Origin of the sequence: Lactococcus sp. DD01 (assembly GCF_001578715.1) — a bacterium.
In the GTDB taxonomy this organism is placed as follows: domain Bacteria; phylum Bacillota; class Bacilli; order Lactobacillales; family Streptococcaceae; genus Lactococcus; species Lactococcus petauri.
In genome coordinates this window covers 1,517,058-1,543,017 of the sequence record NZ_KQ968939.1, presented here as the reverse complement: position 1 = coordinate 1,543,017, position 25,960 = coordinate 1,517,058, and the positions used below count along the sequence as shown (strand labels likewise).

The 25,960-nt window shown below is 39.3% G+C and carries 23 protein-coding genes; 12 read left to right on the top strand and 11 right to left on the bottom strand.

Annotated elements, in window-relative coordinates:
* Positions 1-17: 17 nt before the first annotated feature.
* The 3 genes from plsX to LACDD01_RS07530 form a co-directional block, all read right to left on the bottom strand.
* Positions 18-1,010, bottom strand: coding sequence for a phosphate acyltransferase PlsX (gene plsX, locus LACDD01_RS07540; protein ID WP_017368655.1), 993 nt, complete (start codon positions 1,008-1,010; stop codon positions 18-20).
* A 114-nt stretch (positions 1,011-1,124) separates the two neighbouring features.
* Positions 1,125-1,934 (bottom strand): Cof-type HAD-IIB family hydrolase, encoded by an 810-nt coding sequence (locus LACDD01_RS07535; protein ID WP_019292104.1) that lies wholly within the window; start codon positions 1,932-1,934, stop codon positions 1,125-1,127.
* Positions 1,935-2,009: 75 nt separating this feature from the next.
* Positions 2,010-3,638, bottom strand: coding sequence for an ATP-binding cassette domain-containing protein (locus LACDD01_RS07530; RefSeq protein ID WP_014024105.1), 1,629 nt, complete (start codon positions 3,636-3,638; stop codon positions 2,010-2,012).
* Positions 3,639-3,920: 282 nt separating this feature from the next.
* On the opposite strand from LACDD01_RS07530, the gene LACDD01_RS07525 reads away from it, so the two are divergent.
* Positions 3,921-4,406, top strand: a complete 486-nt coding sequence (locus tag LACDD01_RS07525) for a YkgJ family cysteine cluster protein (RefSeq protein ID WP_019292105.1) — start codon at positions 3,921-3,923, stop codon at positions 4,404-4,406.
* A gap of 18 nt (positions 4,407-4,424) precedes the next feature.
* Here the strand turns inward: LACDD01_RS07525 and LACDD01_RS07520 are convergent, their stop codons facing one another.
* The 4 genes from LACDD01_RS07520 to LACDD01_RS07505 form a co-directional block, all read right to left on the bottom strand.
* Entirely contained in the window at positions 4,425-5,162 is a 738-nt protein-coding gene (locus tag LACDD01_RS07520; RefSeq protein WP_061414044.1) for a MerR family transcriptional regulator, read from the bottom strand.
* A gap of 100 nt (positions 5,163-5,262) precedes the next feature.
* A complete protein-coding gene (locus LACDD01_RS07515; RefSeq protein ID WP_061414042.1) occupies positions 5,263-7,968 on the bottom strand; it encodes a YhgE/Pip domain-containing protein in 2,706 nt (901 codons plus the stop codon).
* Between the two features lie 46 nt (positions 7,969-8,014).
* The gene (locus LACDD01_RS07510; RefSeq protein ID WP_061414040.1) at positions 8,015-8,545 is read right to left on the bottom strand and encodes a TetR/AcrR family transcriptional regulator; all 531 of its coding nucleotides are present in this window, start codon (positions 8,543-8,545) and stop codon (positions 8,015-8,017) included.
* Between the two features lie 227 nt (positions 8,546-8,772).
* Positions 8,773-9,669, bottom strand: a complete 897-nt coding sequence (locus tag LACDD01_RS07505; protein WP_061414038.1) for a choloylglycine hydrolase family protein — start codon at positions 9,667-9,669, stop codon at positions 8,773-8,775.
* Positions 9,670-9,904: 235 nt separating this feature from the next.
* Between LACDD01_RS07505 and LACDD01_RS07500 the strand changes: the two genes are divergently transcribed.
* Positions 9,905-11,125 (top strand): MFS transporter, encoded by a 1,221-nt coding sequence (locus LACDD01_RS07500; protein WP_046401171.1) that lies wholly within the window; start codon positions 9,905-9,907, stop codon positions 11,123-11,125.
* A gap of 140 nt (positions 11,126-11,265) precedes the next feature.
* On the opposite strand, the gene rpmG is transcribed toward LACDD01_RS07500, so the two are convergent.
* Together rpmG and rpmF are read right to left on the bottom strand one after the other, a co-directional pair.
* Complete coding sequence (rpmG, locus tag LACDD01_RS07495) at positions 11,266-11,415, bottom strand: 50S ribosomal protein L33 (RefSeq protein WP_003135293.1); 150 nt, start codon at positions 11,413-11,415, stop codon at positions 11,266-11,268.
* A 30-nt stretch (positions 11,416-11,445) separates the two neighbouring features.
* Positions 11,446-11,619 carry a 50S ribosomal protein L32 gene (rpmF, locus tag LACDD01_RS07490; protein WP_003135292.1) on the bottom strand — a complete coding sequence of 58 codons (174 nt, stop codon included), beginning with the start codon at positions 11,617-11,619 and terminating at the stop codon, positions 11,446-11,448.
* A 374-nt stretch (positions 11,620-11,993) separates the two neighbouring features.
* Here rpmF and LACDD01_RS07485 point away from each other — a divergent pair, with 374 nt between their 5' ends.
* Positions 11,994-13,787 carry a heavy metal translocating P-type ATPase gene (locus LACDD01_RS07485; RefSeq protein ID WP_061414036.1) on the top strand — a complete coding sequence of 598 codons (1,794 nt, stop codon included), beginning with the start codon at positions 11,994-11,996 and terminating at the stop codon, positions 13,785-13,787.
* A 10-nt stretch (positions 13,788-13,797) separates the two neighbouring features.
* Here the strand turns inward: LACDD01_RS07485 and LACDD01_RS07480 are convergent, their stop codons facing one another.
* Both LACDD01_RS07480 and LACDD01_RS07475 read right to left on the bottom strand, forming a co-directional pair.
* Positions 13,798-15,066: a replication-associated recombination protein A gene (locus LACDD01_RS07480; RefSeq protein ID WP_061414034.1), complete on the bottom strand. Its 1,269-nt coding sequence runs from the start codon at positions 15,064-15,066 to the stop codon at positions 13,798-13,800.
* 22 nt (positions 15,067-15,088) lie between these two features.
* Positions 15,089-15,562 carry a GNAT family N-acetyltransferase gene (locus LACDD01_RS07475; protein ID WP_061414032.1) on the bottom strand — a complete coding sequence of 158 codons (474 nt, stop codon included), beginning with the start codon at positions 15,560-15,562 and terminating at the stop codon, positions 15,089-15,091.
* A gap of 137 nt (positions 15,563-15,699) precedes the next feature.
* Here LACDD01_RS07475 and LACDD01_RS07470 point away from each other — a divergent pair, with 137 nt between their 5' ends.
* From LACDD01_RS07470 to LACDD01_RS07430, 9 genes are all read left to right on the top strand, one after another.
* Positions 15,700-16,164, top strand: a complete 465-nt coding sequence (locus LACDD01_RS07470) for a DUF3013 family protein (protein WP_061414030.1) — start codon at positions 15,700-15,702, stop codon at positions 16,162-16,164.
* Between the two features lie 24 nt (positions 16,165-16,188).
* The gene (gene prmA, locus LACDD01_RS07465; protein ID WP_019293238.1) at positions 16,189-17,142 is read left to right on the top strand and encodes a 50S ribosomal protein L11 methyltransferase; all 954 of its coding nucleotides are present in this window, start codon (positions 16,189-16,191) and stop codon (positions 17,140-17,142) included.
* A gap of 2 nt (positions 17,143-17,144) precedes the next feature.
* A complete protein-coding gene (locus LACDD01_RS07460) occupies positions 17,145-17,900 on the top strand; it encodes a 16S rRNA (uracil(1498)-N(3))-methyltransferase (protein WP_019293237.1) in 756 nt (251 codons plus the stop codon).
* 124 nt (positions 17,901-18,024) lie between these two features.
* Complete coding sequence (locus LACDD01_RS07455) at positions 18,025-20,250, top strand: RelA/SpoT family protein (RefSeq protein WP_003133614.1); 2,226 nt, start codon at positions 18,025-18,027, stop codon at positions 20,248-20,250.
* Positions 20,251-20,304: 54 nt separating this feature from the next.
* A complete protein-coding gene (gene dtd, locus LACDD01_RS07450; protein WP_019291929.1) occupies positions 20,305-20,754 on the top strand; it encodes a D-aminoacyl-tRNA deacylase in 450 nt (149 codons plus the stop codon).
* A gap of 17 nt (positions 20,755-20,771) precedes the next feature.
* On the top strand, positions 20,772-21,383 hold the full coding sequence (locus tag LACDD01_RS07445) for an HAD family hydrolase (protein WP_061414028.1): 612 nt from the start codon (positions 20,772-20,774) through the stop codon (positions 21,381-21,383).
* A gap of 121 nt (positions 21,384-21,504) precedes the next feature.
* Positions 21,505-22,125, top strand: a complete 621-nt coding sequence (locus LACDD01_RS07440) for a lysophospholipid acyltransferase family protein (protein ID WP_019291927.1) — start codon at positions 21,505-21,507, stop codon at positions 22,123-22,125.
* A gap of 99 nt (positions 22,126-22,224) precedes the next feature.
* Positions 22,225-24,798: a preprotein translocase subunit SecA gene (secA, locus tag LACDD01_RS07435; RefSeq protein ID WP_019291926.1), complete on the top strand. Its 2,574-nt coding sequence runs from the start codon at positions 22,225-22,227 to the stop codon at positions 24,796-24,798.
* A gap of 99 nt (positions 24,799-24,897) precedes the next feature.
* The gene (locus LACDD01_RS07430) at positions 24,898-25,926 is read left to right on the top strand and encodes a 3-deoxy-7-phosphoheptulonate synthase (protein ID WP_061414025.1); all 1,029 of its coding nucleotides are present in this window, start codon (positions 24,898-24,900) and stop codon (positions 25,924-25,926) included.
* Positions 25,927-25,960 lie beyond the last annotated feature (34 nt).

Below are 25,960 nucleotides of genomic sequence, written 5' to 3'. Positions count from 1 at the left end.
TGGTAAAGCTTTTTTTATTAGTTTTTGTCTTCGAAATGTTTCACTAGTTGGCCAGTAACATCCGTTTCTAGCATCCGATGGATTTGACGAATCGTTGAAACAATGGCCTCAGGACTAGAATTACCGTGAGCCTTGATAACAGGAGCTTTGACACCTACTAAAGCTGCACCGCCCGCGCTATCGGTACTCATCGTGTCTTTGAGTTTGCTGAGTTCTTTTTTCACAAGAGCACCACCGATTTTAGTGGTGAAGCCTCCATTCATAATACCGTTTTTGATTTGACGCATCAGAACACTTGCAGTACCTTCGATAGCTTTAAGCACAGCGTTTCCCGTGAAACCATCAGCGACAACGACATCAGCTGCTCCAGTCAAGATGTCACGCGATTCAATATTACCAATAAAATTAATATCTTCAATATTTGAGAGTAAAGCATGCGTTTCTTTAATCATCGTTGAACCTTTTGATTCTTCAGAGCCGTTGGAGAGAAGTGCTACACGAGGATTTTTAACACCACGTACATTGGCCGCATAGTAGCTTCCTAAAATAGCAAAGTCAGCCAGATGTTCAGGTTTATTTTCAGCGTTAGCACCTAAATCTAACATATCGAAACCTGTACCATCTGCAGTAGGAAGTGTACTCATAAGAGCTGGCCGGTCGATCTGTTTGATGCGACCGACAATAAATAAGCCAGCAGCAAGCAGAGCTCCAGTGTTTCCTGCAGAAAGAACAGCATCAGCTTCACCATCTTTGACTGCTTTAACCGCACGGACGAGAGAGCTATCTTTTTTCTTGCGGATAGCTTTTACTGGCTCATCGTGGAAGTCGATAAGCTCAGTTGTTGCGATGATTTTTACGTTTTTTTCATCCTCTAAATGTGCTTTAATTGCTTCAGGTTCTCCGTAGAGCTGAAACTCAATATTTGGAAATTCTTTTTTTGCTAAATTAATTCCTTTAACGATTGACTCGGGTGCAAAGTCGCCACCCATAGCATCAATTGCGATTCTCATAGTGTATCCTCCGATAATTTCTCTGTTCAATTATAACGAAAATCTTTTGTTTTAGCCAATATGATTGAGGCTGAAAACAGTCAAAAGAGTATGAGGCAAGGCTCATACTCTTGATTAATGTGCCAAAATGGCTTCGAGCTCAGTTAAGACAGCTGCGTCGCGATTGTGACCGATAACCTTATCGGAAATTTTCAAAACCTCCGGAATAGCATTCTCAACGGCTACAGCGGTACCTGCTAATTCCAGCATTTCTAAGTCATTGCTTTGATCTCCAAAAGCTGTAAGTGACTCTGGACTTGATTGGAGGTGTGTGAGCAAGTGTGAGAGGCCTGTAGCCTTGCTGATTCCAGCTGACATGATGTCAATAGAGCGGAAGCCGGTCGTTGTTGCACGAATATCGGTCATTTGTGCATTTATCCAGTCTTCACATTCGCGGATTTGTTCTGGTGGAAACTCCACACAGACTTTTAAGATTTCATCTTCAATATCATGGACTGATTGTACCAATTTTAAATCAGAATAATAGAGATTGGCAAATTCGACAAATTGTGGATCGGCTGTTTGAAGTGCATAAGCACCGTTGAGTCCTGAAAAGAGAACAACATCACGATGCATGTGTGGATTTTGACGTACAAGTTCAACGAGTTTGCTGGCCTTATCTTGACCTAAGATACTGCTGTAGAGAATCTCGCCTTGGTATTTAACCAAGGCGCCATTTTCCGCACAGAAAGCGACTTGGTCTTGGAACTCGTCAAAAAGTTCTTCTAAAGCCAAGAGTTGACGTCCGCTTGCTGCACAAAAAAGATAATTTCTTTTTTTAAATTCTTTTAAAATATCACGTAGACGACTTTTATCGTAGGCACGGTTTTCGTCGAGAAAAGTGCCATCCATATCTGTCGCAAATATTTTCAATTGATTACTCATCTTGTCCCCTTATTAAAAATACTCCGCTTCAAGATAGTCTTGGCGGAGCAACAATTTATTCTTTTAAAGTTGATCTTAATCTTCAGACCAAAGTTCTTTCACTTTAGCTTGGACTTCGTCATTAGCCAAGAAGTCATCATAAGTTTCTCCAATACGATCAATGACACCGTTCTTAGAAATAACAACGATATGATTTGCTAACGTATTGATAAATTCATGGTCATGTGAAGCAAAGATAATGCTGCCTTTGAATTTTTTCAGTCCGTCATTAAGTGCAGAAATTGACTCCAAGTCCAAGTGATTAGTTGGATCATCAAGAACTAAAACATTTGCACGTTGCAACATCATTTTAGAAAGCATAACACGAACTTTTTCTCCCCCTGAAAGGACAGAAACAGACTTGAGAGATTCTTCGCCTTTGAAGAGCATACGTCCCAAGAAACCACGGAGGTAAGTATTGTCATCCTCTTCTTTAGTTAAGACAAATTGGCGGAGCCAATCCAAGATAGATTCGTCTGTCGCAAAGTCACGGCTGTTATCTTTTGGAAGATAAGAACGTGATGAAGTAACACCCCATTTAATTTCACCTGTATATTCGATATCGCCCATCAAGGCACGAATCAAAGCAGTTGTTTGGATATCATTTTGACCGATAAAGGCAGTTTTGTCACCAGGAGCTAAGATAAAGCTGATGTTGTCAATGACTTTTTCCCCATCGATTTCGACGGACAAATTATCTACACGGAGTAAGTCATTCCCGATTTCGCGTTCTTGATCAAAACCGATGAAAGGATATTTACGAGAAGAAGGTACAAAGCTTTCCACTTCGATTTTATCCAACATTTTCTTACGTGATGTGGCTTGTTTTGATTTAGAAGCATTGGCCGAGAAGCGGGCGATGAAATCTTGCAGCTCTTTAATTTTTTCTTCAGCCTTACGATTTGCATCTCCTTGCAGACGAAGGGCAAGCTCAGAAGATTCTTTCCAAAAATCGTAGTTACCAGGATAAAGTTTGATTTTACCGTAATCCAAGTCAGCCATATAAGTACAAACGTTATTGAGGAAGTGACGGTCATGGGATACGACGATAACGGTGTTTTCAAAGTTGATAAGGAAGTCTTCAAGCCAGTTGATCGCTTGAATATCCAAACCATTAGTTGGTTCGTCCAAGAGAAGGACGTCGGGTTTACCGAAAAGAGCGCGTGCCAGAAGGACCTTAACGTGTTCGCCAGAAGTCAGATTTGCCATGAGATCATAATGTTGCTCAGTCTTAATGCCTAAGCTTTGAAGCAGTTGAGCTGCTTCGGCTTCGGCTTCGTAACCGCCCATTTCACCAAACTCCGCTTCGAGTTCAGCAGCACGCATTCCATCTTCATCCGAAAAGTCTTCTTTCATGTAGATGGCATTTTTTTCTTGTGCGATGGCATAGAGCTTTTCATTACCCATCATAACAACATCAAGCGGTGTTTGATCTTCATAGTCATAGTGATTTTGACGGAGGACAGACATACGCTCGTTTGGTCCCATTGAAACGTGACCAGTTGTGGGTTGGATTTCACCATCCAAGATTTTTAAAAAAGTTGATTTACCGGCACCATTGGCACCGATTAAACCATAGCAGTTTCCTGCCGTAAACTTGATGTTAACGTCATCAAAAAGCTTGCGGTCAGAAAATTGTAATGAAACATCAGAAACTGTAAGCATGGATATATTTTTCTCCTAGAGTATATTGATTTATAAAAGTTAACTTTTATAAAGGTTATCGCCCTATTCTATCATATTTTAAGTCTTTTTGAAACAGCATAATTTGGGATAAAGTACACTTTTAGTTTTATTTCAGTGTGGCTTTAGCCTAGCTTAAGTCGTGTCCATTATAATATCCTTATTCCAATAAAATTTTTCATAAAACCTACTCCTAAATGCAGAAAATGTCTGAGTGAACTCAGGCATTTTTTGTTTTTTTGATTATGATATAATGATGAAGAAATGGATATAGAACATTATAAAGATTTGGCTCTGCAAAAAAAGAAGGAGCATAAGAAATTTTTGGGCAACTTAAAAAAGAAAGCACCCAAAAACCTAGATTACATTGTAAAAGAAACACATGATGAAGTTTTTGCTGAAATCGATTGTACGGCTTGTGCTAACTGCTGTAAGAGCTTAGGTCCGCTTTTTACAGAAGCTGACATTACCCGTATTTCGAAGTATCTGCGCATGAAGGCGGCCGATTTTGAAGCCCAATATTTACGCATAGATGAGGATGGTGATAAGGTTTTTCAAACGATGCCTTGCCCCTTTCTTGGAAGTGATAATCTTTGCAGTATTTACGAGGTTCGTCCTAAGGCCTGCCGTGAATTTCCCCATACAGATCGAAAAAAGATTTATCAAATCAATAATCTGACCTTGAAAAACACAGTGACCTGTCCAGCGGCTTATCTTTTTGTAGAAAAACTGCGGAAAAAAATAGAATAAAAAAGCCTTTGGGCTTTTTTATTTGTAGTAATTTTTTATTGCTTCTAAGAAATACTCTGGAAGTTGTGCGTGTTTTTGGTTGTAATTGCTACGGAAGCGAGGATCCTCAACATACATTTGCCCTAAGCCAATATGTGCTTCCGGAGCGATAGTTTCTTCGGGCCAAAAGAGTTCCAGGATTTCTTTATGGAGGGTAATAGCTTGTTTGGCGAGATTATCATCATTGTTTTCATAAGCTTCTTCCAACATGTGAATCATTTTTTCGTGGGATTTTTGCCAATGTTTGGTTTTGGCTTGATTGGCTTGGGCATATTTTTGATATGACTTATCGACGCGCTCACTGCCCCATTTTAGACGGATTTCAGCGCCATATTTATCTTCGTTTTCTTTCAGTTGCGTACTCTTGAGAAGTTCAAATTCTTGTTCATTCATGTGGTAATCTCCTTTTTCTAATTTGTATGACAGATGCTCAATCAATTTTTCAAGGTGCTTGAGTTGATCATTTAAGCGCATCAAATGTTGGCTTAAAGTTTTCTTTTCATCTTGATCTTGTGAGAGGATATTTTTGATTTGATCAAGCGGCAAGTCCAACTTTCTTAAGCTCATGATATAAAAAATTTGGGCAATATCTTGTTCAGAATATAAACGATAATCGTTTTGGTCTCTCGCTGGGGCCAGAAGTCCAACAGACTCCCAATGGCGCAAAGTTTTGGAGGTTAAACCTGTCATTTTCGTGATAGCTTTAATATTTTGCATAACGTTCCTTTCATTGATACTAATATTATATATCTTGACCTTAGGTCAAGGTCAAGGAAAAAATAAAAAAACTCATAAAAATATGAGTTTTTTATTTTGATTAGTGGAAGAGATGGCTCCGTTGGGTCATTTCTGAGATCTTTTTAGAGGTTTTTTCGAGATGTGGGAAGAATATAAGCCCAGCGACTAAAAAGACAATAGAAACGGCTACGAGGATGATGATGGCAAGCCAAGCGTTTGGCCAATAAATACCACCAGCAGATTCTCGTAAGAGGTTGACCGCATGGGTAAACGGCAAGTAAGGGTTAATCGCTTGGAAGAATTTACCAGAGACTTGAATAGGGTAGTTCCCGCCCCCACCGGAAATAGAGAGGACCAAGATAATAATGGCAATCCCTTTCCCGATATTTCCAAACAAAGCTACTAGAACATAAACCATGATCATAAAGGTTATAGCAATCAGTAAGGCAAATAAGACACTATAAACAGGATTACGTACGTCTACACCAAGGCCAAAATAGTTCCCAAGGGTAACGATAAGTGCTTGTCCTAGTCCCATCACGATGAAAGTAAGCATACGTGCTGAGAATTGTTCACGTTTAGAGTAAAGCAGTTTATCTTTGCCTTCTAAGTGGAAGCCGGTGACAGCGACACTAGAGAAGAGGACAGCGCCAACCCACAAACAAAGGGCAGTATAGAACGGTGTGCTGGCTGAACCGTTATTTGCGATTGGATAGACTGCATTTTCTTGGACCTCAACAGGTTGTGTCAGGAAGTCACTTTCTTTCGTCGCATCAAGTTTTAGTAGTTTTACAATTTCGCCTAAATCAACTTCTTTTTCACCTTTACGAATAGCATCAGCGGCTTTACGAATTCCTGTTTTGATTCCTGGCCAGTCATTGACGATAAGGTCATTTGCTTGGTTCAAGGCTTTTTCAAGATCAGGCATTTTTTGGTTGACTGTACCCAAAGTTTCTGTCAAATCTTTACGAATACCCGGGTAATCATTTTTGACAAAATCAGCGGCTTTATCAAGTTTTTGCTCCACAACTGGCAATTCATTTTGATAAAGTGAAGCACCTTTATTAATTGCGTTGACAATAGTGTTCATATTGCCGTTAAGCATAATGTTGGCATCGTGAACTTCTTGCTTAATCGCAGGCATTTCTTTTTGATACTTTTCAAGCAAGGTAATCGCATTAGAAACCGTCTTACTTGTTGAGCTGAGCAAGGATTCAAAATCAATAGCTTGGGCTTTTGTTAGGAGACCTTGGGCATTTTTGATGGTGGCGATGAGTTGGGTGAGGATTTTATTGATTGTTTGGCTTGTAGCTTTAGCATCGATTTTATTAATAGTTTCAGTTATACTATCAGATAACTCTTTTATAGGTTGGAGAGCATTTGTTATTTGAGTAACATCTCCATCTTTAACAACCTCTTTCAATGGTTCTAGAAGCGAACTAAAAGTACTTAATTTACTGTTGAGATCTTTGAGGGAGTTTATAGCATCATCTAAATCATGGGTACCAGTATTTTCTTGTACGTTAGTCATGAAATCAATTAGGCTCTTAATAGTAGTTTGTTGTTGAGCAAGATTTGTTTGCAAATTATTAATTACTAAAATAATATGCTCTCTCTCTGCGTCAGTTAGTTCATTTTCGTCCAATATTTTATCTATTGATTCAATAAATGAAGAAGTATTTCCAGCCACATTTTGCAAAGCTTTTAAAGTCACTTCTACACTACTTGTAATACTTGGCAAAGCATTTTGAAGTTGCGTTGCACCGTCCAAAGTAGTAGAAGCTAGCTCATTGGCTTGGTTGCCAAGTTTGCGGATGTCTGGCAAGGCAGTTTGGACTTGTTGAATGATGGTCAAGCCTTGTTTGGCTTCTTGGATACCCTCATTCATGGTTTGCTCAACAGAGGCAAAGTCATTGTCAATCATTGCGATCTGTTTACCAGCATTTTGAATTTCAGGGATTTTTTCTTGCAAGGTCATAATAATTGCAAGCTGATTTTTCACAGTTGGCATGCTGTCGTCCAATTGGACCACTTTCTGACCAAGTGCATCAACCTCAGGCAAATAGTCAATAAACTCATTTGCCTTAGCGAGCTTCGCTTTCAAATCAGGCATTTTGCCATGTAAATCAACGACTTGTTGAGTATATTGGTCAATTGTATCTAAATTATCGTTAGTAGATAAGATAGTGTTTTTAATTTTCTGGATGCTGACCATGTTTTTATCAATGTCATATCCGATATCATTAAAAGTTTTAAGCAATGTGCTACTTGCCGTTTTAATAAATTCTTCGGAAATTTGACTTTGTAATGAAGACGCACCTTTCGAAGTAATTTTTGGGGCAATAGCATTTATTTTTTCATTGATGGAATAAACGATTTTAGGCTTCTGGATATCCCCTGTGGTGAAGCTAAGCAAATTTTTAGAGAAATCCGCTGGCAGATAGATACCTGCGTAGTACTTACCAGATTTGACACCCTTATCCAACTCTTGTTTAGAGTCAACGAACTTCCAACCGAGTTGTTTATTTTCTTTAAGATTTTTCAGGACTTCATCACCGATATTAATCGATTTGTCTTGGAATTTCTCTGTTCGGTCATCACTATAAACCGCTATTGGGAGCTGTGAAGTATTCGCATAAGGATCCCAAAGGGCTTTAATATTAAACCAAGCATATAAGGATGGAATAAACATCAAAGCAATCACTAAAAAGATTGCTATTGGATTTTTAAAGATACGCTTCCAATCCAGAATAAATAGTTTCCCAGTATTTTTTATATGTTTCACATATTCTCCTCTTTTAGTAAATCTAAGGCAGTTTTAATTTTTGTTATCAGCTAATCAGAGCCATCAACAGTTCAGAAATTTGTTCTGGTGTTTCTTTCCGTTTGCGCCGAATCCAAGCTTGAGTTAAACCGAAAATGGCATTAGCATAATAAGTTGTGGTGTAGATACTTTCCAACTTGTCCAGTTTTTCACGCTTAGGGTTTTGTGGCAGGATTGAACGTGCCAAAATATTTTTCAGTTGGGCTTGCATGAACTGATGGATTTCTTTACTGCCATTTTCTGAAAATAAAGCAGCATAAATCTCATTGTTATCAAGGAACTCATAAGTTTCTAACATGGTTTTATGAAGATCGCCATTATTTTTTTCAAAGACATACTCGATCGTATTAAACAAGGTTTTTTGGTATTGGTCAATCATATCATACTTGTCTTGGTAATGCGTATAAAATCCGCTTCGGCTGATTTTGGCAACCCTCACAAGCTCAGTTGTTGTGATATGATCGAACGATTTTTCCTGTAAAAGTTGTGTTATTGCATCGCGAAGTTTTGATTTCGTACGTTCTTTTCTATTTTCCATAAATCCTCCTCTATTACTAAAATATAAAAGAACAACGTGTCTATAATTAGCAAAGATTATCATTACAACCCTTATTGAGTTTACGATATGCAATTATAGCACAAAATGGACGGAGCGTCTATAATTTTGCGTTAAAATTTTGATTTTTTTTAAGAAAGGGATTTCATTTAAAGAATATTATTACTATAGAAGAAAAAGAGCAAAAAACCGCTTGAGGCGGTTTTAAACTAATCAGGAAATGGATAACTTATGATGGAAAGAGAATCATAAGTTTGAAAATATAAAGTACGGCTATTCAAATCTACCGCACTGCGATAAACAGTATAAGTATCTGAACGTCCATCAGACTTGGGCACAGTGACAGCATTTAAAATGTGCCAAATTTCACTGATATTCTGTTGTTCATCAGCAGGCAGAATTGCACGTTCTTTAAGAATTGTGGCACGGATGAAGCGCGAGGTTGGGGTAAACCCTCCTGGAAAAACAGGCTTCCCACTGAAATCCCCAGTTGAAATACGGTTAGGTGCTAAGGGTTGAGTAGTTAGATCCATATAATCTTGTAACTTGAGGATTTCACGTTCAAATTTAGGAGCATTTGTGACCACACCGATTGTATTTTCGATAATCTCAAAACTGCCATTGCGCGGTTCAATATTAATCATACGACCTGTTGGATCGACAGCGGAGAAGTGCAAATCACTCCGGCCAAATTTATAATGCGAAAAGGTGTCGCTCATGAGTTGGACACTTTCAAGTTGGTTTATCAAATCGGCTACTGAACGACAGTTTCCTAAAGCCCAAGTGACAAATTCAAAAGGCGCGAGCTGTAATTTATCCTCATGAGCATATTCAGCGTATTCTGAGTGGTTAGAAAAAGTAAGTTTTTGGACAGAGAGTCCAAAAATATTAACGCCATCTGAGATATCCGCATGCAAATCCGGAATATTTCGTCCTACTCCTAATATAGTATAAACATTGGAGATATTCCTGTTATTATTATAGACACTTTTCCACTGGTAATTTTGTGGTAGAACGAGAGCTTCGGGGATAAAGCTATGCCAATCCATTGTTCTTGCGAAGACGATGCTTTCATCAGCAGCTTGCATTTTTATACTTGTACACATATTTCTATTCTAGCAAAAAAATTTTCCTAGCTTCGGATAAATGTCTTATTGACGGGCTAGGAAATATAGTTCTTCGTGTTTTCTTAGAATAAAGATAAATTATAGCAAAAGCCGAACATTTGGTGATTTAGTTTCGTATAAGGTTGGCTGAGTCTTGAATCACAATTTTTAAAGTGATAAACTGTCTAAAAGCAAATAAAGTCAGGCAGAGATCTGGCATTTGGAGGAATTGAATATGAGAACACACACATCGGCACATCCCAAGGCTGTGAGCGCCTATCAAGTCAAGGTAGGAACCTTGGTTTCTGCTGGATTTGGTTTAGAAAACATGGATATCATGTTTCTTTCATTCGCACTATCGTCAATTATTGGTGAATTTGGTCTAACGACGACCGAAGCGGGAGCAATTTCTACAGTAACTAACTTGGGGATGTTGCTGGGCGGAATTCTTTTTGGGATTCTGGCCGATAAATTTGGACGTGTAAAAATGTTATCCCTTTCGATTCTCATTTTTGGTCTCGCAACGGGCGCGATTTATTTCTCACACAGTGTTACCTCGCTTTATATCTTACGTTTTATCGCAGGAATTGGTGGCGGTGGTGAATATGGGGTCGGAATGACTATTCTCGCTGAGAATTTCAGCAAGAAAAAACTGGGTCGAACTTCTTCGATTGTTGCCGTTGCGGGACAAGTTGGCGCGATGTGTGCAGCAATTTTGTCAATGAGTATCTTACCCACTTATGGATGGCGTTTCTTGTTCTTGTTTGGACTTGTGCCAGTAGTTTTGACAGTCTTTATTCAAAAGCACCTGAAGGAAAGTGATTCTTTCAAAGCCATAAAAACTGAAAATAAGGGAAAAATTTCCGACTTGTTTAAAACACGCCAATTGACACACCAAACACTTGTTCTGATGTGGATGGCGATCGTTCAAATCGCTGGTTACTTTGGTCTGATGAACTGGCTCCCAACAATTATGCAGAAAAAACTGAACTTAACAGTCGCTGGTTCATCATCATGGATGATTGCGACCATTATCGGTATGTCTTTAGGTATGCTGACTTTTGGGCAAATTTTGGATAAACTTGGTCCGAAAGTAGCTTTTGGTCTCTTCCTTATCGCATCGTCCTTGGCTGTGTATGTCTTGACTATTCCAACAACACTTGCATCACTAACTTTAGTTGGTGCCGTCGTTGGTTACTTTTCAAATGGTATGTTTACAGGATATGGGGCCGTAGTTTCTCGTCTATATCCGCCAGAAGTACGTGCGACAGCAAATAATGTGATTATGAATACGGGGCGCTGTATTGGAGGTTTTTCTTCAATAGTTATTGGCTTTATCTTGGCACATTACTCTATCATGACTGTTATGCTCTTCATCTCCGTGCTCTATATTTTAAGTTTCTTGGCTATGATGACGGTGAAGAATTTACGTGCAGGTGTTTACTGGTCGCTTTAATCTTGAATAATAAAAAATAGGAAAGCTTTCCCACATGATGTTGGGAAGTTTTTTGTTTGTGAAGCTAGGTAAATAGTACCTTTTTAGTTTCAAGGAGGGGTATTCTCGAGAAACAAAAAAACCGCCACAGCGGTTTAATATTATTTAACTTCTTTAAAAATAACGTGTTTACGAAGTTTTGGAGAGTATTTTTTCAATTCCAAACGGTCTGGGTTGTTACGTTTGTTCTTTTGAGTAAGGTAAAGACGTTCACCAGATTCTTTGTGTTCAAGTGTAATATTTACGCGCATAACTGTTCCTTTCTGACTTTTTTACTGTTTTTATTTAGCGTCTTTTACTTGGCGGCCTTTGTAGTAGCCTTTAAGTGAAACACGGTGTGAGTGACGGTAGTCACCAGTAGTTTCGTCAAAAGTAACAGTTGGAGCTGTCATTTTGTAGTGTGTACGACGTTTGTTTTTCTTAGATTTAGAAGTGTGACGTGCAGGTACTGCCATGGTTTGATTCCTCCGTAGATTTTTTCGTTTTGGATAAGCCCAAAAACGTACTTTACTATAATACACTAATCTTTTTCAAAAAGCAAGCTTTGTAAAGTATTTTTACTTGACGTTTTTTTAAGGTGTCTATTGGGTGAAAAAGTTCTATTGATAAAGTGACAAAGACTTTTGACAGCTGTCTGGTTGGGAATATTCCCTGTTTTTTGCTAATATATAGTTAAGAATGTTGTAACTTATAAAATAAAAGCTCAGTTCTTCGGAATCAAAGTGCGACAAGGATTATTTTTCTATCCCGAGCAAATCAGTGTTCGATGAAAACTATTTTGAGTCAAACAGGGCAAAGTTTCAGGAAATTTATTTTATAAGGAGAAAACATGAAAAACTGGCAAAAACTTGTTTTAGTATTTTTCATAGCAGCTGCGTCTCTTTTGGCTCAGTTTGCTTTTAACGCACCTCTGATAGCACGATTTATCATCACTGTTGCAGGTGGTATTTTAGCACTGTCAATGTTTATTGAGATGGTTAAAACACTGCGTAAAGGAAATTATGGTGTTGACTTACTCGCAATTACTGCGATCATTGCGACACTATTGGTAGGAGAATATTGGGCCTCATTAATCATTATTTTAATGTTGGTTGGAGGTGAAACGCTTGAGGATTACGCAGCGGGACGTGCCAATCGTGAATTGTCTGCCCTGTTGCAGAAAACACCAGATATTGCCCATGTCATGCAAGAGGGTAAAGTTGTCGACATGGACTTAGATGATGTTGAGATAGGGGCACATCTCTTGATTAAGCCTATGGAAGTTGTGCCTATCGATGGGGTTCTCCTTTCAGAAGCAGCTATTCTGGATGAATCCTCTGTCACGGGTGAAACTAAACCGAATGAGTTACAACAAGGGGATGAAATTCTTTCAGGTGCAATTAATGGCAGCTCCAGTATCGAAATCCGCACAAGTGTTGCAGCAAGTGAATCCCAATTTCAAAAAATCGTTGCTCTTGTTCGTGAAGCAGAAGCAACGCCGGCAAATTTTGTACGTTTAGCAGATCGTTACGCTGTGCCATTTACGATTATGGCCTACATCATTGCAGCTGTTGCTTACTTTATCTCTGGTGACCCTGTCCGTATTGCAGAAGTATTGGTGGTCGCAAGTCCTTGTCCTTTGATTTTGGCTGCGCCCATTGCTTTTGTCTCAGGAATGAGTCGTTCCTCAAAAAATGGTTTTTTAATTAAAAATGGAACCATCATTGAGAAACTTGCAACAGCCAAGGCAATTTTCTTTGATAAAACGGGAACAATTACCGATGGTAAAATCGAAGTAGATACCATTGTTCCAGCAGAAGGAATATCGCAAGAAGAGTTACTCAATACTGTTTACACCATCGAAAAATCTTCCACTCACATCTTGGCCAAGGCTGTTTCAAGCTATGCAGAGTCACATAATGTCCAAAGTCTTGCATTAGAAAGCCTCAGTGAGGTTGCAGGATTAGGTGTGACAGGGCAAATTAATGGTCAATTAATTAAAATCGGGCGTGCAAGTTTTGTGGGCGCACCAGAGGGGTTAGATTTTGAAACAGCTTTTTATGTGTCACGTGATGGCCAATATATCGGTGCAGTAACCTTCTCAGATACTTTACGTGCCAATGCTCCCGCTGTGATTAAAGATTTACGTCAAGCAGGTTTTGAGAGCATTACGATGCTGACAGGGGATAATGCTCGTGTTGCCGATAAAATTGCAGCACAAGTAGGGATTACCGAGGTTTACAGTAGTATGTTACCAGAAGAAAAGCTTGCCAAAATCCAAGCTTCAACTATTCATCCAACGATTATGGTTGGTGACGGTGTCAATGACGCTCCAGCCTTAACACTTGCGGATGTCGGTATTTCTATCGGGACAGGAAACAATACTGTCGCTAGTGAAGCAGCTGATATTGTGCTTTTGAAAAATGATTTGTCTTCCGTGACAAAAGCAGTTCATATTAGTCGTGATACATTAACCATTGCGAAACAATCGGTTTTGATTGGGATTATCATTTGTGTCATCTTGATGTTAATTGCTGCTACAGGGCTTATTCCGGCAATTATCGGTGCTCTTTTCCAAGAGTTTATTGATGTTGTTTCGATTCTTTATGCTTTAAGAGCCTTGAAGGGATTTAAGAATAAGTAATAAAAAATCGTCAGTTTTGACGATTTTTCTTTTGGTTTTCGATCCATTTCTTACGTTCATTTAAGGCCCATTCGTATTTGCCCATCTTATCAGGGTGGAAGTAATCTGCTTTTCGCAGTTTATCGGGTAGATAATCCTGCTTCACCCAATGTTCTGGGAAATTATGTGGGTACTTATAACCCTGACTTCGCCCAAGATCCTTAGCTCCAGCATAGTGCCCGTCTTGTAAGTGCGCAGGAATGGGAAGATTTCCGTATTTTCCTAAGTCTTCTATTGCCGCATCCAGAGCCATATAAGCGGCATTGGACTTAGGGGAGAGGGCAAGGTCAATTACGATATTTGCTAGCGGTATCCTTGCCTCAGGAAACCCTAATTTTTCTGCAGCTTGTAAACCTAACATTGTATGAGCAGCGGCTTCTGGATTGGCAAGACCGATGTCTTCATAAGCCATTACTGTCAATCTTCGTGCCAGACTTTGAAGGTCTCCGCCTTCAATTAGACGTGCAGCATAGTGTAAACTTGCGTTTACATCAGATCCGCGGATTGATTTTTGTAAGGCACTAAGCAAGTCATAATGAGCATCGCCATCTTTATCAAAACTTAGTGCTTTACGTTGAAGTGAGTTTTCCATATCTTCCAGGGTTACATGATGGTTTTCGGAAGATAAGACGGCAAGTTCCAAAGCATTGTAAACCGCGCGTAAATCACCGTTGGTTGAGTGTGTGAGAAAGTAAAGAGCGTCATCGTCAAGAGTAACATGAAAGTTAAAGCCTCGTTCCGTATCTTCAAGGGCAAGGTTTATAGCATTCTGTAAATCATCACTTTCTAGAGGCTTTAACTCAAAAATCTGCACACGACTACGGATGGCAGGCACAACACTAAAATAAGGGTTTTCCGTAGTAGCGCCAATTAAGATAATTTGACCATTTTCTAACAGAGGCAGGAGAAAATCTTGCTTAGGTTTATCCAGACGATGAATTTCATCTAAGAGAAGAACTAGTTGTCCAGAAAATTCCGCCTCAGCGGCAATTTCTTGCAGTTTTTTCTTGCTGTCTGTTGTCGCATTAAAACTACGGAAAGCGGCATTCATGGTGCCAGCAATAGCAGAGGCAATGGAAGTTTTACCAATTCCCGGAGGACCGTAAAGAATCATGGAAGTCAAAAGTTTTGTTTCGACCATCCGGCGAATGATTTTTTTAGGGCCAACAAGATGAGATTGCCCAATAATCTCGTCAATATTACGCGGTCGCATTCGGCGGGCTAAATTTTGATGTGTCATATAAAGCGGTTCTCCTTACTACCTAGAGATAATAGGCGTAAATTAAGCTGTCAACATAGAGACCATCAATGAAATACTCTTTTTTGAGTCGCCCTTCAAGTTGAAATCCTAGATGCTCGTAGAGAGCTACTGCTGTAGGGTTGCTTGACATTGCATTGATGGTAATCTTTTCATATTTTTCGGTACGTGCTTCGTGGATAAGATGTTGTATAAGCTGAGTCGCCACACCTTTTCCTCTTGCTTCTTTTACAGTCATTACACCGAAAGTAATTACATGTGAACCAAATTCAGACTTATTGCGGGGACCGTAATCTAAAACACCCAAAATAACACCCTCTTCTTCCGCAAGAAGATAACGTGTTCCCTTCAATATTTTCTTCATTATTTTCTCAGCAGAGCTGTTGATGACAAAGGGTGTGGATTTTAAAGTCCAGTTTTGATTTTCGATTTTAGCCACATAAGCGAAATCATGGGGTTCGATAGGTCTGATTTTCATATATTTCTCTCTAGAGATAATTTTTATTTCTGTTATAATTATAACAGAAAAGTATTACGACGTTTAAACTCCCAATTGCTATTTTAATTCGAAGCATTGGAGAGAAAATTGCTTGTAACAGAAAAAAGAGGTAGAAAATGGCAAAGTACGGTTTTTTAGATATTTTAGATGAAGAATTGAGCAAGAATTTCAGTTATGATTTTGAGATAAATTGGGATAAAAGAAATTTCGCTGTCGAAGTCAGCTTCCTTTTGGAAGCTGCAAATCCAGAAGGCGTTGTTCTTTCGGATGCAGATGGTGTCGAGTCAGAAGAAAATGTACTTTATGAAGATGCTGTGATTTTTTATAATCCGAACAAGTCGAAGTTTTCAGAAGAAGACTATTTAGCAGGTGTGGCTTATTCAGACAAGGGCTTATCTCGTGAATATATTACTTACTTTGTTGAGTTCTTACAAGAAACAGCGGATGAAGGTTTAGATGCTTTGATAGATTTCTTAAATTCCGATGAAGAAGAATTTATGCTTGAATTTGATCAAGAAAAATTTGAAAAAGGTTTGGAAAATCTTGAGGAGACAACTTTTTTCAAGTATCCTCGTTATTAATATAAGGAAGAGAATAGCAATAATATGAATAATTGGAACAGTATCACCGTACGCATCATTCGTGCAGCGGAAGAAGCAATCAGTAATATTTTAGTTGAAGCAGGATCAGCAGGAGTCGAAATTAACGACAGTGCAGATTATCTTAATCACAAGGACCTTTTCGGAGAAGTGCTTCCTCAGGTAGAACAGTCAGAAATGGTGGAAGTGACTGCTTATTATCCGGAAAATATGCCAATTACGGAGCTCAAGTCAGATATTGAACAAAAGGTAAATGCTTTAGCAGGAAGCTTTGACGTGACCAACGTTGAAGTACGTACAAATAATCTTGCAGAACAAGATTGGGCAGATGCTTGGAAAAAGTATTTTGAACCAGCTCGTATTACTCATGATTTGACGATTGTCCCAAGTTGGACAGATTATACTCCACAATCTTCAGCGGAGAAGCTGATTCGCCTTGATCCAGGGATGGCTTTTGGTACAGGTACGCACCCAACAACAAAAATGAGTCTTTATGCTCTAGAACAAATAATTCGCGGTGGCGAAACGGTCTTGGATGTAGGTACAGGTTCCGGTGTGCTCTCTGTAGCTAGCGCTTATCTTGGCGCAAGTGAAATTCATGCCTATGATATTGATGAAGTTGCTGTGCGTGTAGCACGTGAAAACATCGAGCTTAACCCAAATACGGATAAAATTTCAATCTCAGCCAATAATTTATTGGAGGGTATCGAGCAACAAGCAGAAGTTATCGTAGCAAATATCTTGGCAGATATTCTTGTACTTATGACTGACGACGCTTTCCGTCTCGTCAAAGATGAAGGTTATTTGATTATGAGTGGTATCATCGCTGATAAGGCAGATAAAGTTATTGCATCCGCAGAAAATGCTGGTTTCTTCCTTGAAACGCGTATGACTCAAGGTGAATGGAACTGTGTAATTTTCAAAAAGACAGAAAACCGTGAAGGGGTAATTGGCGGTTAAGTATGGCAAATCAATATTTTGTGTTCAAAAAGCAACCAGAAATTGGTGAAGACTTTACTATTGACGATAAGGCAGCTGTTCATCACATTTTTACAGTCATGAGGACGAGTGTGGGGGAGAAGATACAGCTAGTTTTTGAAGAGGGGAAAGTGGGCCTTGCCGAAGTTGTTTCTAGCGAGCTATGTACGGTACGTTTATTAGAGGTACTGGAAGTGCAAACGGAACTTCCAGTTCACATTACTGTAGCGCTTGGTTTCCCTAAAGGCGATAAATTAGAATTTATCAGTGAGAAGGCAACGGAACTTGGCGCAAGTGCAATCTGGGCTGCGCCCTTCAAATGGTCTGTGGCCAAATGGGACAGCAAAAAGCTTGCTAAAAAGAAGGAAAAATTAGATAAAATTGTATTGGGTGCTGCAGAACAATCTCGCCGTCAAATATTGCCAGAAATCTGTTTTTTTGAAAAGCTGTCTGAACTGGTTGCTACATTTTCTCAATTTGACCAAGTTTTAATTGCTTATGAAGAATCTGCTAAAGCAGGGGAGCAAGCGAAGTTGGCTCAAAGTATGGCGAGTTTAAAACCAGGCCAAAAAGTTTTGCTGCTTTTTGGACCAGAAGGTGGTATTGCACCGGAAGAGATTGCGCTATTTGAACAAGCAGGTGCAGAGATTGTCGGGCTTGGACCGCGTATTATGCGTGCTGAGACAGCACCGCTCTACGCCTTGTCGGCCTTTTCAACTTACTTTGATTTGTTGAAATAAACCGAACAAAGAGACGAAAACTCGCGCTTTAAGGACTAAAAGCGTAAATTTATAGGCAGAAATGTGTTAGAATAGTAAAAATATATCAAGGAGGAAAGTGGAGCTACTTCACAGGAAATAAAATATGCCCTCAGAACCAAATCTTACCGGAGATCAAGTGGTTAAACTTGCTTCCGCATACATGAATGAAAAAGATATCTTGCTGGTACGTAAAGCTTTACAGTGTGCATCAATAGCTCACGCTGAACAGTATCGTGCAAGCGGAGAACCTTACATTATCCATCCTATCCAAGTGGCGGGAATTTTAGCTAAACTACAGCTTGATGCAGCAACTGTATCGGCAGGCTTTTTGCATGATGTTGTTGAAGACACTAACTTTATACAGTCAGACTTGGTGGAACTTTTTGGTGAAGAGATTGCGAATATTGTTGATGGAGTAACGAAGCTTGGTAAGGTAGAATACAAATCGCATGAAGAACAACTTGCGGAAAATCACCGTAAGATGTTGATGGCCATGAGCAAGGATATTCGAGTTATCTTGGTCAAACTTGCCGACCGTCTTCATAATATGCGCACTCTCAAAAATCTCCGACCAGACAAACAAAAACGTATTTCAAGTGAGACTATGGCGATTTATGCGCCGCTTGCACACCGCTTGGGTATTGGAAGCATTAAATGGGAACTTGAAGATCTCTCTTTCCGTTATCTTAATGAAACAGAGTTCTATCGTATCCGTGGCTTAATGAACGAAAAACGTGCAGCGCGTGAAAATTTAGTTGAAGAAGTGATTGAGAAGCTAAATGAGCGTATGAAAGATGCACAAGTTGACGCTGAAATCTATGGGCGACCAAAGCATATCTATTCTATTTATCGTAAAATGCACGATAAGAAAAAGCGTTTTGATGAAATTTATGACCTTATTGCCATTCGCTGTTTGACAAACTCGACAAGCGACGTTTACACGACACTAGGGTATATCCATGATTTATGGAAACCGATGCCTGGGCGTTTCAAGGACTATATTGCTAACCCTAAAGCTAATGGTTACCAGTCTGTTCACACCACGGTTTACGGTCCTAAGGGGCCGATGGAATTCCAAATCAGAACCCATGAGATGCATCAGATTGCTGAGTACGGGGTCGCAGCACACTGGGCTTACAAGCAAGGGCGTAAAGCTAAAGTTGACGTTCATGAGATTTCGGAAACACTAAACTGGATTAACGAATTGGTGGAACTTCAAGAACAATCAGGTGACTCCGCAGAGGAATTTGTTAAAGCAGTTCAGGAAGATATTCTTGGCGACAAAATTTATGTGTTTACACCAACAGGAGCAGTTCAGGAATTGCCAGCTGGCTCCGGTCCTATTGACTTTGCATATGCTATTCATACGCAAGTGGGAGATCATGCAACAGGTGCGAAGATTAACGAGCGGATGCAACCGCTGAATTATGTTCTGAAAACAGGTGATAAAGTAGAAATTATTACTTCCAAAACGTCATTTGGACCAAGTCGTGATTGGATTAAGCTCGTTAAGACCAATAAAGCCCGTAACAAGATTAAGCAATTTTTCAAGAGTCAAGATAAGGAACTCTCTATCCACAAAGGTCGTGAAATGCTGCAAACGGAACTTGCAGAGAATGGTTTCACACCGAACCAATATTTGGATAAAAAACATCTGGACGAAGTACTTGAAAAATTAAGTTATCGGGACAGTGAAGCCCTGTTTGCCGCAGTTGGTTTTGGGGAAATATCAGCAACTTCTGTATTCAATCGTTTGACAGAAAGTGAGCGCCGTAAAGTTGAGAAAGAAAAGCTGAAAGCTGAATCTGAACAACTGATGAAGGGCGAAGTCAAACGCGAAAACAAAAATAAAAATGTCATGAAAATTCGCCATGATGGTGGTGTGAGTGTTTCTGGCGTTGATAGCATGTTGGTGCATATCAGTAAATGTTGCAACCCTGTGCCAGGGGATAAGATTGTCGGCTACATCACTAAAGGTCGAGGGGTTTCCATCCACCGCGCAGACTGTAAAAATGTTCGCAGTCAAGAAGATTATGAAAAACGTCTGATTGATGTAGAATGGGATGATTCACAACACCTCACTAAAGAATACGTGGCCAATATCCATGTGTATGCGTTTAATCGTCCGAATCTGCTTAATGATATCGTTCAAGTGTTGTCTAATACAACAAAAAGTTTGATCTCAATTAATGCTCATCCAACAAAGGATAAAAAAATGGCCAATATCCATCTTTCCATTGGAATAAAAAATCTATCTGATTTGACTTTGATTGTTGATAAGATTAAGATGACACCAGATGTCTATAGTGTTAAGCGGACCAATGGTTAACATAAAATAGCAAAAAACTGTCCTTTGGGATAGTTTTTTTGTTAAAATGAAATTATGAAAATAGTAATCCAAAGAGTTAAAGAAGCTTCAGTAAAAATTGAAAATAAAATCAGAAATCAAATCACATCTGGCCTATTACTTCTCGTTGCAGTAGAAGATGCAGATACAGATTTTGACTTAGATTATGCCGTACGCAAGATCAGTAAAATGCGTATTTTTTCAGATGAAAATGGCAAGATGAACTTATCTGTACAAGATATCTCTGGCGAAGTACTTTCTATCTCACAGTTTACACTCTATGCGGATATTCGCAAAGGAACACGCCCAAGCTTTTCGCAAGCCGGGAATCCAGCATATGCAGAAGCGATGTATCTTAAATTTAATGAAAAGCTTAACCAGATTGTTCCGACTAAAGCAGGAGAATTCGGTGCAGATATGGAAATCAGTTTAATTAATGATGGACCAGTAACAATAATTATTGATACAAAAAGTGCACGAAAATAGAAAGCAGAGGACAATCGATGACAGTTAAAAATATCATTTTTGATCTCGGCGGTGTGATTCTTGATCTAGATTTTGAAAGAATGATACAGCAATTCCACAAATTAGGTATTCCAGATTTCGAAGATTATTTCACCTTGAAAAAACAGGCGGATTTTTTCGAAGCTTTGGAGTTGGGACTCATTACACCAGAAGGATTTTGTGACCGCCTTCGAGAAGAAGCAAAAGTCGATGTGGATAATGAGGCGATAGAAGAAGCTTGGAATCTTATTTTGAAAGATTTCAGTTCAGAGCGGATGAATTATCTGGAAAGAATTTCTGAAAAATATAACATTTTTCTCTTTTCAAACACTAACAGTATCCATGCAAAATGTTTTGAAAAAAGATGCTCAGAACAAACGGGAAGAACTTTGGAGTCTTACTTTAAACAGGTGTTTTATTCACATAGTTTACACCTGAGAAAACCAGATATGGCTGGGTTTAAAGAGGTTTTAGAATACTCTGGTTTACAGGCGGCGGAAACTTTGTTTATAGATGATAATTTAGCTAATATAGTGGGAGCGCAGAAGGTGGGGCTCCAAACAATTCATCTCCAAAAGCCTCAGACCATTCTCGACTTAGAAATTGATTAGCGTCAAGTCAATTGATAAATAAAAACTCCAGAAGGAGTTTTTTTGCTTTTCTGACTAGCCAAATTGAAGTAAATAGTATAAAATTTATAAAGCTAAATATTTTTAGGAGTATTCTACAGTTATGTTTTATATATTTTTACGCGGTTTAGTTCGCTTTTTACTTTTCATATTTAATGGTAAGGCTACATACCATCATACGGAACGCATTCCAGACAAGTCTGAGAATTATATTTTGGTAGCGCCACACCGCATGATTCTTGATCCTGTTTACATGGCTTTTGCGACACGTCCAAAACAGTTTATCTTTATGGCCAAGAAAGAGCTTTTTAAAAATCCTTTCTTTGCGTGGTGGATTAAAAAATGTGGGGCTTTCCCAGTCGATCGTGAAAATCCTGGACGTGAAGTCATTCAGTATCCAGTAAAGATGCTAAAAAAATCAGATAAATCTCTCATCATGTTTCCAACAGGTTCACGGCACTCCAACGAACTCAAAGGCGGTGTTACAATTATCGCTAAAATGGCAAAAGTTCGGATTGTTCCTGCTGTTTATCAAGGTCCTTTATCAATGAAGGGTATTTTTAAGCGTGAAAAAGTACAATTGAATTTTGGGGAACCTATTGATATTTCAGATATTAAAAAAGCAAATGCTGAAGGTATCGAAGAAGTAAATCGCCGTTTGGAAGCTGCATTTGCTCAACTCGATAAGGAAATCGATCCAAATTACAAATACGTTGCTAAATGATACAGTTGTATTGATATTTTTGAGGTAACTATTGGAAAAAACCTTTAAAAATGCTAAAATTAAGGAAATATCCCTTATTGGATAGTAAACGGAGAATACATGGCAAATATTATTAAAAAATTAGTAGAAAACGACAAAAAAGAGCTCAAAAGATTACATAAAATGGCTCAAAAAGTCGAATCATACGAAGAAGAAATGGCTGCCCTTGCAGATGAGCAACTGCAGGCCAAAACAGAAGAATTTAGAGAACGTGCAGCTGCCGGTGAGAGTCTTGATGACATGCTGTATGAAGTTTTTGCTGTCTGCCGTGAAGCAGCAAAACGTGTCCTTGGTCTTTTTCCTTTCCACGTGCAAATTATGGGGGGGATTGTCCTCCACAATGGTGACGTTCCGGAGATGCGTACTGGTGAAGGTAAAACTTTGACAGCTACCATGCCAGTTTATTTAAATGCGATTTCTGGCAAAGGTGTACACGTAGTAACAGTCAACGAGTATTTGACAACACGTGATGCAACCGAAATGGGTGAATTATACAACTGGCTCGGTTTGACTGTTGGACTTAACCTTAACTCTAAGTCACCAGAAGAAAAACGTGAAGCATATAACTGTGATATCACTTATTCGACATCATCTGAGCTTGGTTTCGACTACTTGCGTGACAACATGGTCACTCGTTTTGAAGATATGGTACAGCGTCCGCTCAACTATGCTCTTGTCGATGAGGTTGACTCCATCTTGATTGATGAGGCGCGCACACCATTGATTATTTCAGGTCAAGCAGAGGGCTCTTCTGCGCTTTATTACCGTGCAGATCAGTTTGCTAAGACTTTGGTTGGTCGTGAAGATTATGAAGAGGGCGATGATTATAAGATTGACTTACAATCTAAAACTATCTCACTCACAGATGAGGGGATAGATAAAGCAGAACGTTTCTTTGATATTGAAAACCTTTATGACATGGAAAATGTTGCCTTGACTCACTTTGTGGACAATGCACTCCGTGCCAACTATATCATGCTTCATGATATTGATTACATGGTTGATGACCAACAAGAAGTCTTGATTATTGACCAGTTTACAGGTCGGACAATGCCTGGGCGTCGCTATTCTGATGGTTTACACCAAGCGATTGAAGCCAAAGAAGGTGTGCCGATTCAAGATGAATCTAAAACCATGGCTTCAATTACGATTCAAAACTACTTCCGTATGTACAAAAAATTGTCAGGGATGACTGGTACAGCGAAAACGGAAGAAGAAGAGTTCCGTGAAATCTATAATATTCAAATTATTCCGATTCCAACGAACCGCCCAATCCGTCGTGTGGACCATCCAGACTTGCTTTATCCAACCCTTGAAGCAAAACTAAATGCTGTCTTGGATGACGTGAAGAAACGTCATGCTGAGGGACAACCTATTTTGATTGGTACTGTGGCTGTTGAAACTTCTGAGATTATTTCGAAAAAATTGGTCGAAGCTAAAATCCCGCATGAAGTTTTGAATGCGAAAAACCACTTCCGTGAAGCACAAATCATTATGAATGCCGGTCAACAAGGTGCGGTAACCATTGCGACCAATATGGCTGGTCGTGGTACAGACATCAAGCTTGGCCCTGGTGTTAAAGAACATCCAAATCCAGAATATCAAGGTCTTGCGGTAATCGGTACTGAACGTCATGAAAGTCGTCGTATCGATAATCAGCTCCGTGGACGTTCTGGTCGTCAAGGGGATGCTGGTGTCTCTCAATTTTATCTTTCACTTGAAGATGACTTAATGAAACGTTTTGGTTCCGAACGCGTTTCTGCCTTCCTTGATCGTATGCGTATCAGTGGTGATGATGCCGTCATCAAATCTGGCTTAATCACACGACAAATCGAAGGTTCACAGAAACGTGTCGAAGGAAATAACTACGATTCACGTAAACAAGTCTTGCAATATGATGATGTGATTCGTGAACAACGTGAAGTTATTTATGCACAACGCCATGAAGTGATTGTAGCAACTGAAGATATGACACCTGCTCTGTATGGTATGTTTAAGCGTACAATCGATCGCCAAGTTGACGGCCATGCAGCAACAGGAGATCTTCAAGAAGAAGCAAATCTGCTCAATCTTTATGAAACTGTTGAAAATACAATGCTTTCAGCGGATGTCTTTAGCATTGAAGATCTTCGTGGTAAAAGCCCACAAGAAATTAAAGATTTTCTTTTTGAAAAAGTTAAAGAACATTATGCAACACAAATGGAACGCTTGGGCGATAAAGAGCGTCAGATTGACTTCCAACGTGCTGTTATCCTTCGTGTAGTAGACAACAATTGGTCTGAGCATATCGATCATTTGGATCAAATGCGTCAGTCTGTAGGCTTGCGTGGTTATGCACAAAACAATCCGATTGTTGAATATCAAGAAGAATCGCACAAAATGTTTAATAACATGATTGGAGCTATTGAGTTTGAAGTAACTCGTTTGATGATGAAAGCTCAAATTCATCCGCAAACCGCTGTTCAAGAACAAGCACCGCGTGTAACTGTAACGGCTTCACAAGAAAACTTGACAAATGTGGGACAATCCTCTGCAGAAGGTATTGATTTCAGTAAAGTTGGCCGTAATGACATGTGTCCATGTGGTTCAGGTAAAAAATATAAGAACTGTCATGGTCGCGTTCACACAGCTTAGATAAAAAAGTGATAAAATAGACGAAACACCCTAACTTAGGGTGTTTCATTTTTCTAAGTTGATAAATACAAAAGATATCAATAAATTGAAAGGAGAAAGATGTCTTTCAAAATAATAAGCCCAGAGATAAATGTTGATGCAGTCAAAATGCTGGGCCACCTTGATAGCGAACAACATCAGCGAAAAGAAGCAAGAGACAGGGAATTAGAAGCAATTATCAAAGGTGAGGATTCCCGGCTTTTATTAATTATTGGTCCTTGTTCCTCGGACAATGAAGCAGCTGTTCTGGAGTACGCACATCGTTTGGCTAAACTCCAAGAAAAAGTAAAAAACAAGATTTTCATGGTAATGCGTGTTTATACAGCGAAACCGCGAACAAACGGGGAAGGTTATAAAGGAATCATTCATCAACCAGATGCAGCAGGTGAAGCTGATCTTATCAATGGTATTCGTATGGTACGTGATCTTCACTATAAAGTTATTACACAAACTGGACTGACCACTGCTGATGAAATGTTGTACCCAGAGAACTTGCCTTTAGTAGATGATTTAGTTTCTTATTATGCAGTTGGCGCCCGCTCAGTGGAAAATCAGCAACATCGCTTCGTGGCTTCCGGTATTGATGCGCCAACGGGGATGAAAAATCCAACTTCTGGTAATATCAAAGTCATGCTAAATGGCATTTACGCAGCTCAGCAAGAGCAAGGCTTTCTCTTTGGCCGTGCAGAAGTTCAAACTGCAGGGAACCCTTTGGCACATGCCATTTTACGTGGGGGGCAGGACGAGCATGGCAAAAATCTTCCCAATTACTATACGGATAATTTGCAGGAAGTCATTGCAAATTACGAAAAAATGGGCTTAAAGAATCCCTTTATCATTGTGGATACCAATCATGATAACTCTGGGAAGAAATATATGGAGCAAATTCGAATTGTACGACAAACGTTAGTCAATCGTGATTGGGATGAAAAAATACGCCGTTATGTACGAGGCTTTATGATTGAGTCGTATTTAGAAGATGGACGTCAAGACCGACCGGAAGTGTTTGGAAAATCAATCACGGATGCTTGTCTTGGTTGGGAGAAAACAGAGGCCTTGATTCAGGAGATTTATCAAGCGGAAATATAATAATTTCAGAGGATAAATAAAAAAGCCGAAATGA

What these genes read in the sequence shown, in the direction of transcription:
- plsX (WP_017368655.1), bottom strand. Translation starts at nt 1,010, where the DNA reads ATGAGAATCGCAATTGATGCTATGGGTGGCGACTTTGCACCCGAGTCA.
- LACDD01_RS07535 (WP_019292104.1), bottom strand. Translation starts at nt 1,934, where the DNA reads ATGAGTAATCAATTGAAAATATTTGCGACAGATATGGATGGCACTTTT.
- LACDD01_RS07530 (WP_014024105.1), bottom strand. Translation starts at nt 3,638, where the DNA reads ATGCTTACAGTTTCTGATGTTTCATTACAATTTTCTGACCGCAAGCTT.
- LACDD01_RS07525 (WP_019292105.1), top strand. Translation starts at nt 3,921, where the DNA reads ATGGATATAGAACATTATAAAGATTTGGCTCTGCAAAAAAAGAAGGAG.
- LACDD01_RS07520 (WP_061414044.1), bottom strand. Translation starts at nt 5,162, where the DNA reads ATGCAAAATATTAAAGCTATCACGAAAATGACAGGTTTAACCTCCAAA.
- LACDD01_RS07510 (WP_061414040.1), bottom strand. Translation starts at nt 8,545, where the DNA reads ATGGAAAATAGAAAAGAACGTACGAAATCAAAACTTCGCGATGCAATA.
- LACDD01_RS07505 (WP_061414038.1), bottom strand. Translation starts at nt 9,669, where the DNA reads ATGTGTACAAGTATAAAAATGCAAGCTGCTGATGAAAGCATCGTCTTC.
- LACDD01_RS07500 (WP_046401171.1), top strand. Translation starts at nt 9,905, where the DNA reads ATGAGAACACACACATCGGCACATCCCAAGGCTGTGAGCGCCTATCAA.
- rpmG (WP_003135293.1), bottom strand. Translation starts at nt 11,415, where the DNA reads ATGCGCGTAAATATTACACTTGAACACAAAGAATCTGGTGAACGTCTT.
- rpmF (WP_003135292.1), bottom strand. Translation starts at nt 11,619, where the DNA reads ATGGCAGTACCTGCACGTCACACTTCTAAATCTAAGAAAAACAAACGT.
- LACDD01_RS07485 (WP_061414036.1), top strand. Translation starts at nt 11,994, where the DNA reads ATGAAAAACTGGCAAAAACTTGTTTTAGTATTTTTCATAGCAGCTGCG.
- LACDD01_RS07480 (WP_061414034.1), bottom strand. Translation starts at nt 15,066, where the DNA reads ATGACACATCAAAATTTAGCCCGCCGAATGCGACCGCGTAATATTGAC.
- LACDD01_RS07475 (WP_061414032.1), bottom strand. Translation starts at nt 15,562, where the DNA reads ATGAAAATCAGACCTATCGAACCCCATGATTTCGCTTATGTGGCTAAA.
- LACDD01_RS07470 (WP_061414030.1), top strand. Translation starts at nt 15,700, where the DNA reads ATGGCAAAGTACGGTTTTTTAGATATTTTAGATGAAGAATTGAGCAAG.
- prmA (WP_019293238.1), top strand. Translation starts at nt 16,189, where the DNA reads ATGAATAATTGGAACAGTATCACCGTACGCATCATTCGTGCAGCGGAA.
- LACDD01_RS07460 (WP_019293237.1), top strand. Translation starts at nt 17,145, where the DNA reads ATGGCAAATCAATATTTTGTGTTCAAAAAGCAACCAGAAATTGGTGAA.
- LACDD01_RS07455 (WP_003133614.1), top strand. Translation starts at nt 18,025, where the DNA reads ATGCCCTCAGAACCAAATCTTACCGGAGATCAAGTGGTTAAACTTGCT.
- dtd (WP_019291929.1), top strand. Translation starts at nt 20,305, where the DNA reads ATGAAAATAGTAATCCAAAGAGTTAAAGAAGCTTCAGTAAAAATTGAA.
- LACDD01_RS07445 (WP_061414028.1), top strand. Translation starts at nt 20,772, where the DNA reads ATGACAGTTAAAAATATCATTTTTGATCTCGGCGGTGTGATTCTTGAT.
- LACDD01_RS07440 (WP_019291927.1), top strand. Translation starts at nt 21,505, where the DNA reads ATGTTTTATATATTTTTACGCGGTTTAGTTCGCTTTTTACTTTTCATA.
- secA (WP_019291926.1), top strand. Translation starts at nt 22,225, where the DNA reads ATGGCAAATATTATTAAAAAATTAGTAGAAAACGACAAAAAAGAGCTC.
- LACDD01_RS07430 (WP_061414025.1), top strand. Translation starts at nt 24,898, where the DNA reads ATGTCTTTCAAAATAATAAGCCCAGAGATAAATGTTGATGCAGTCAAA.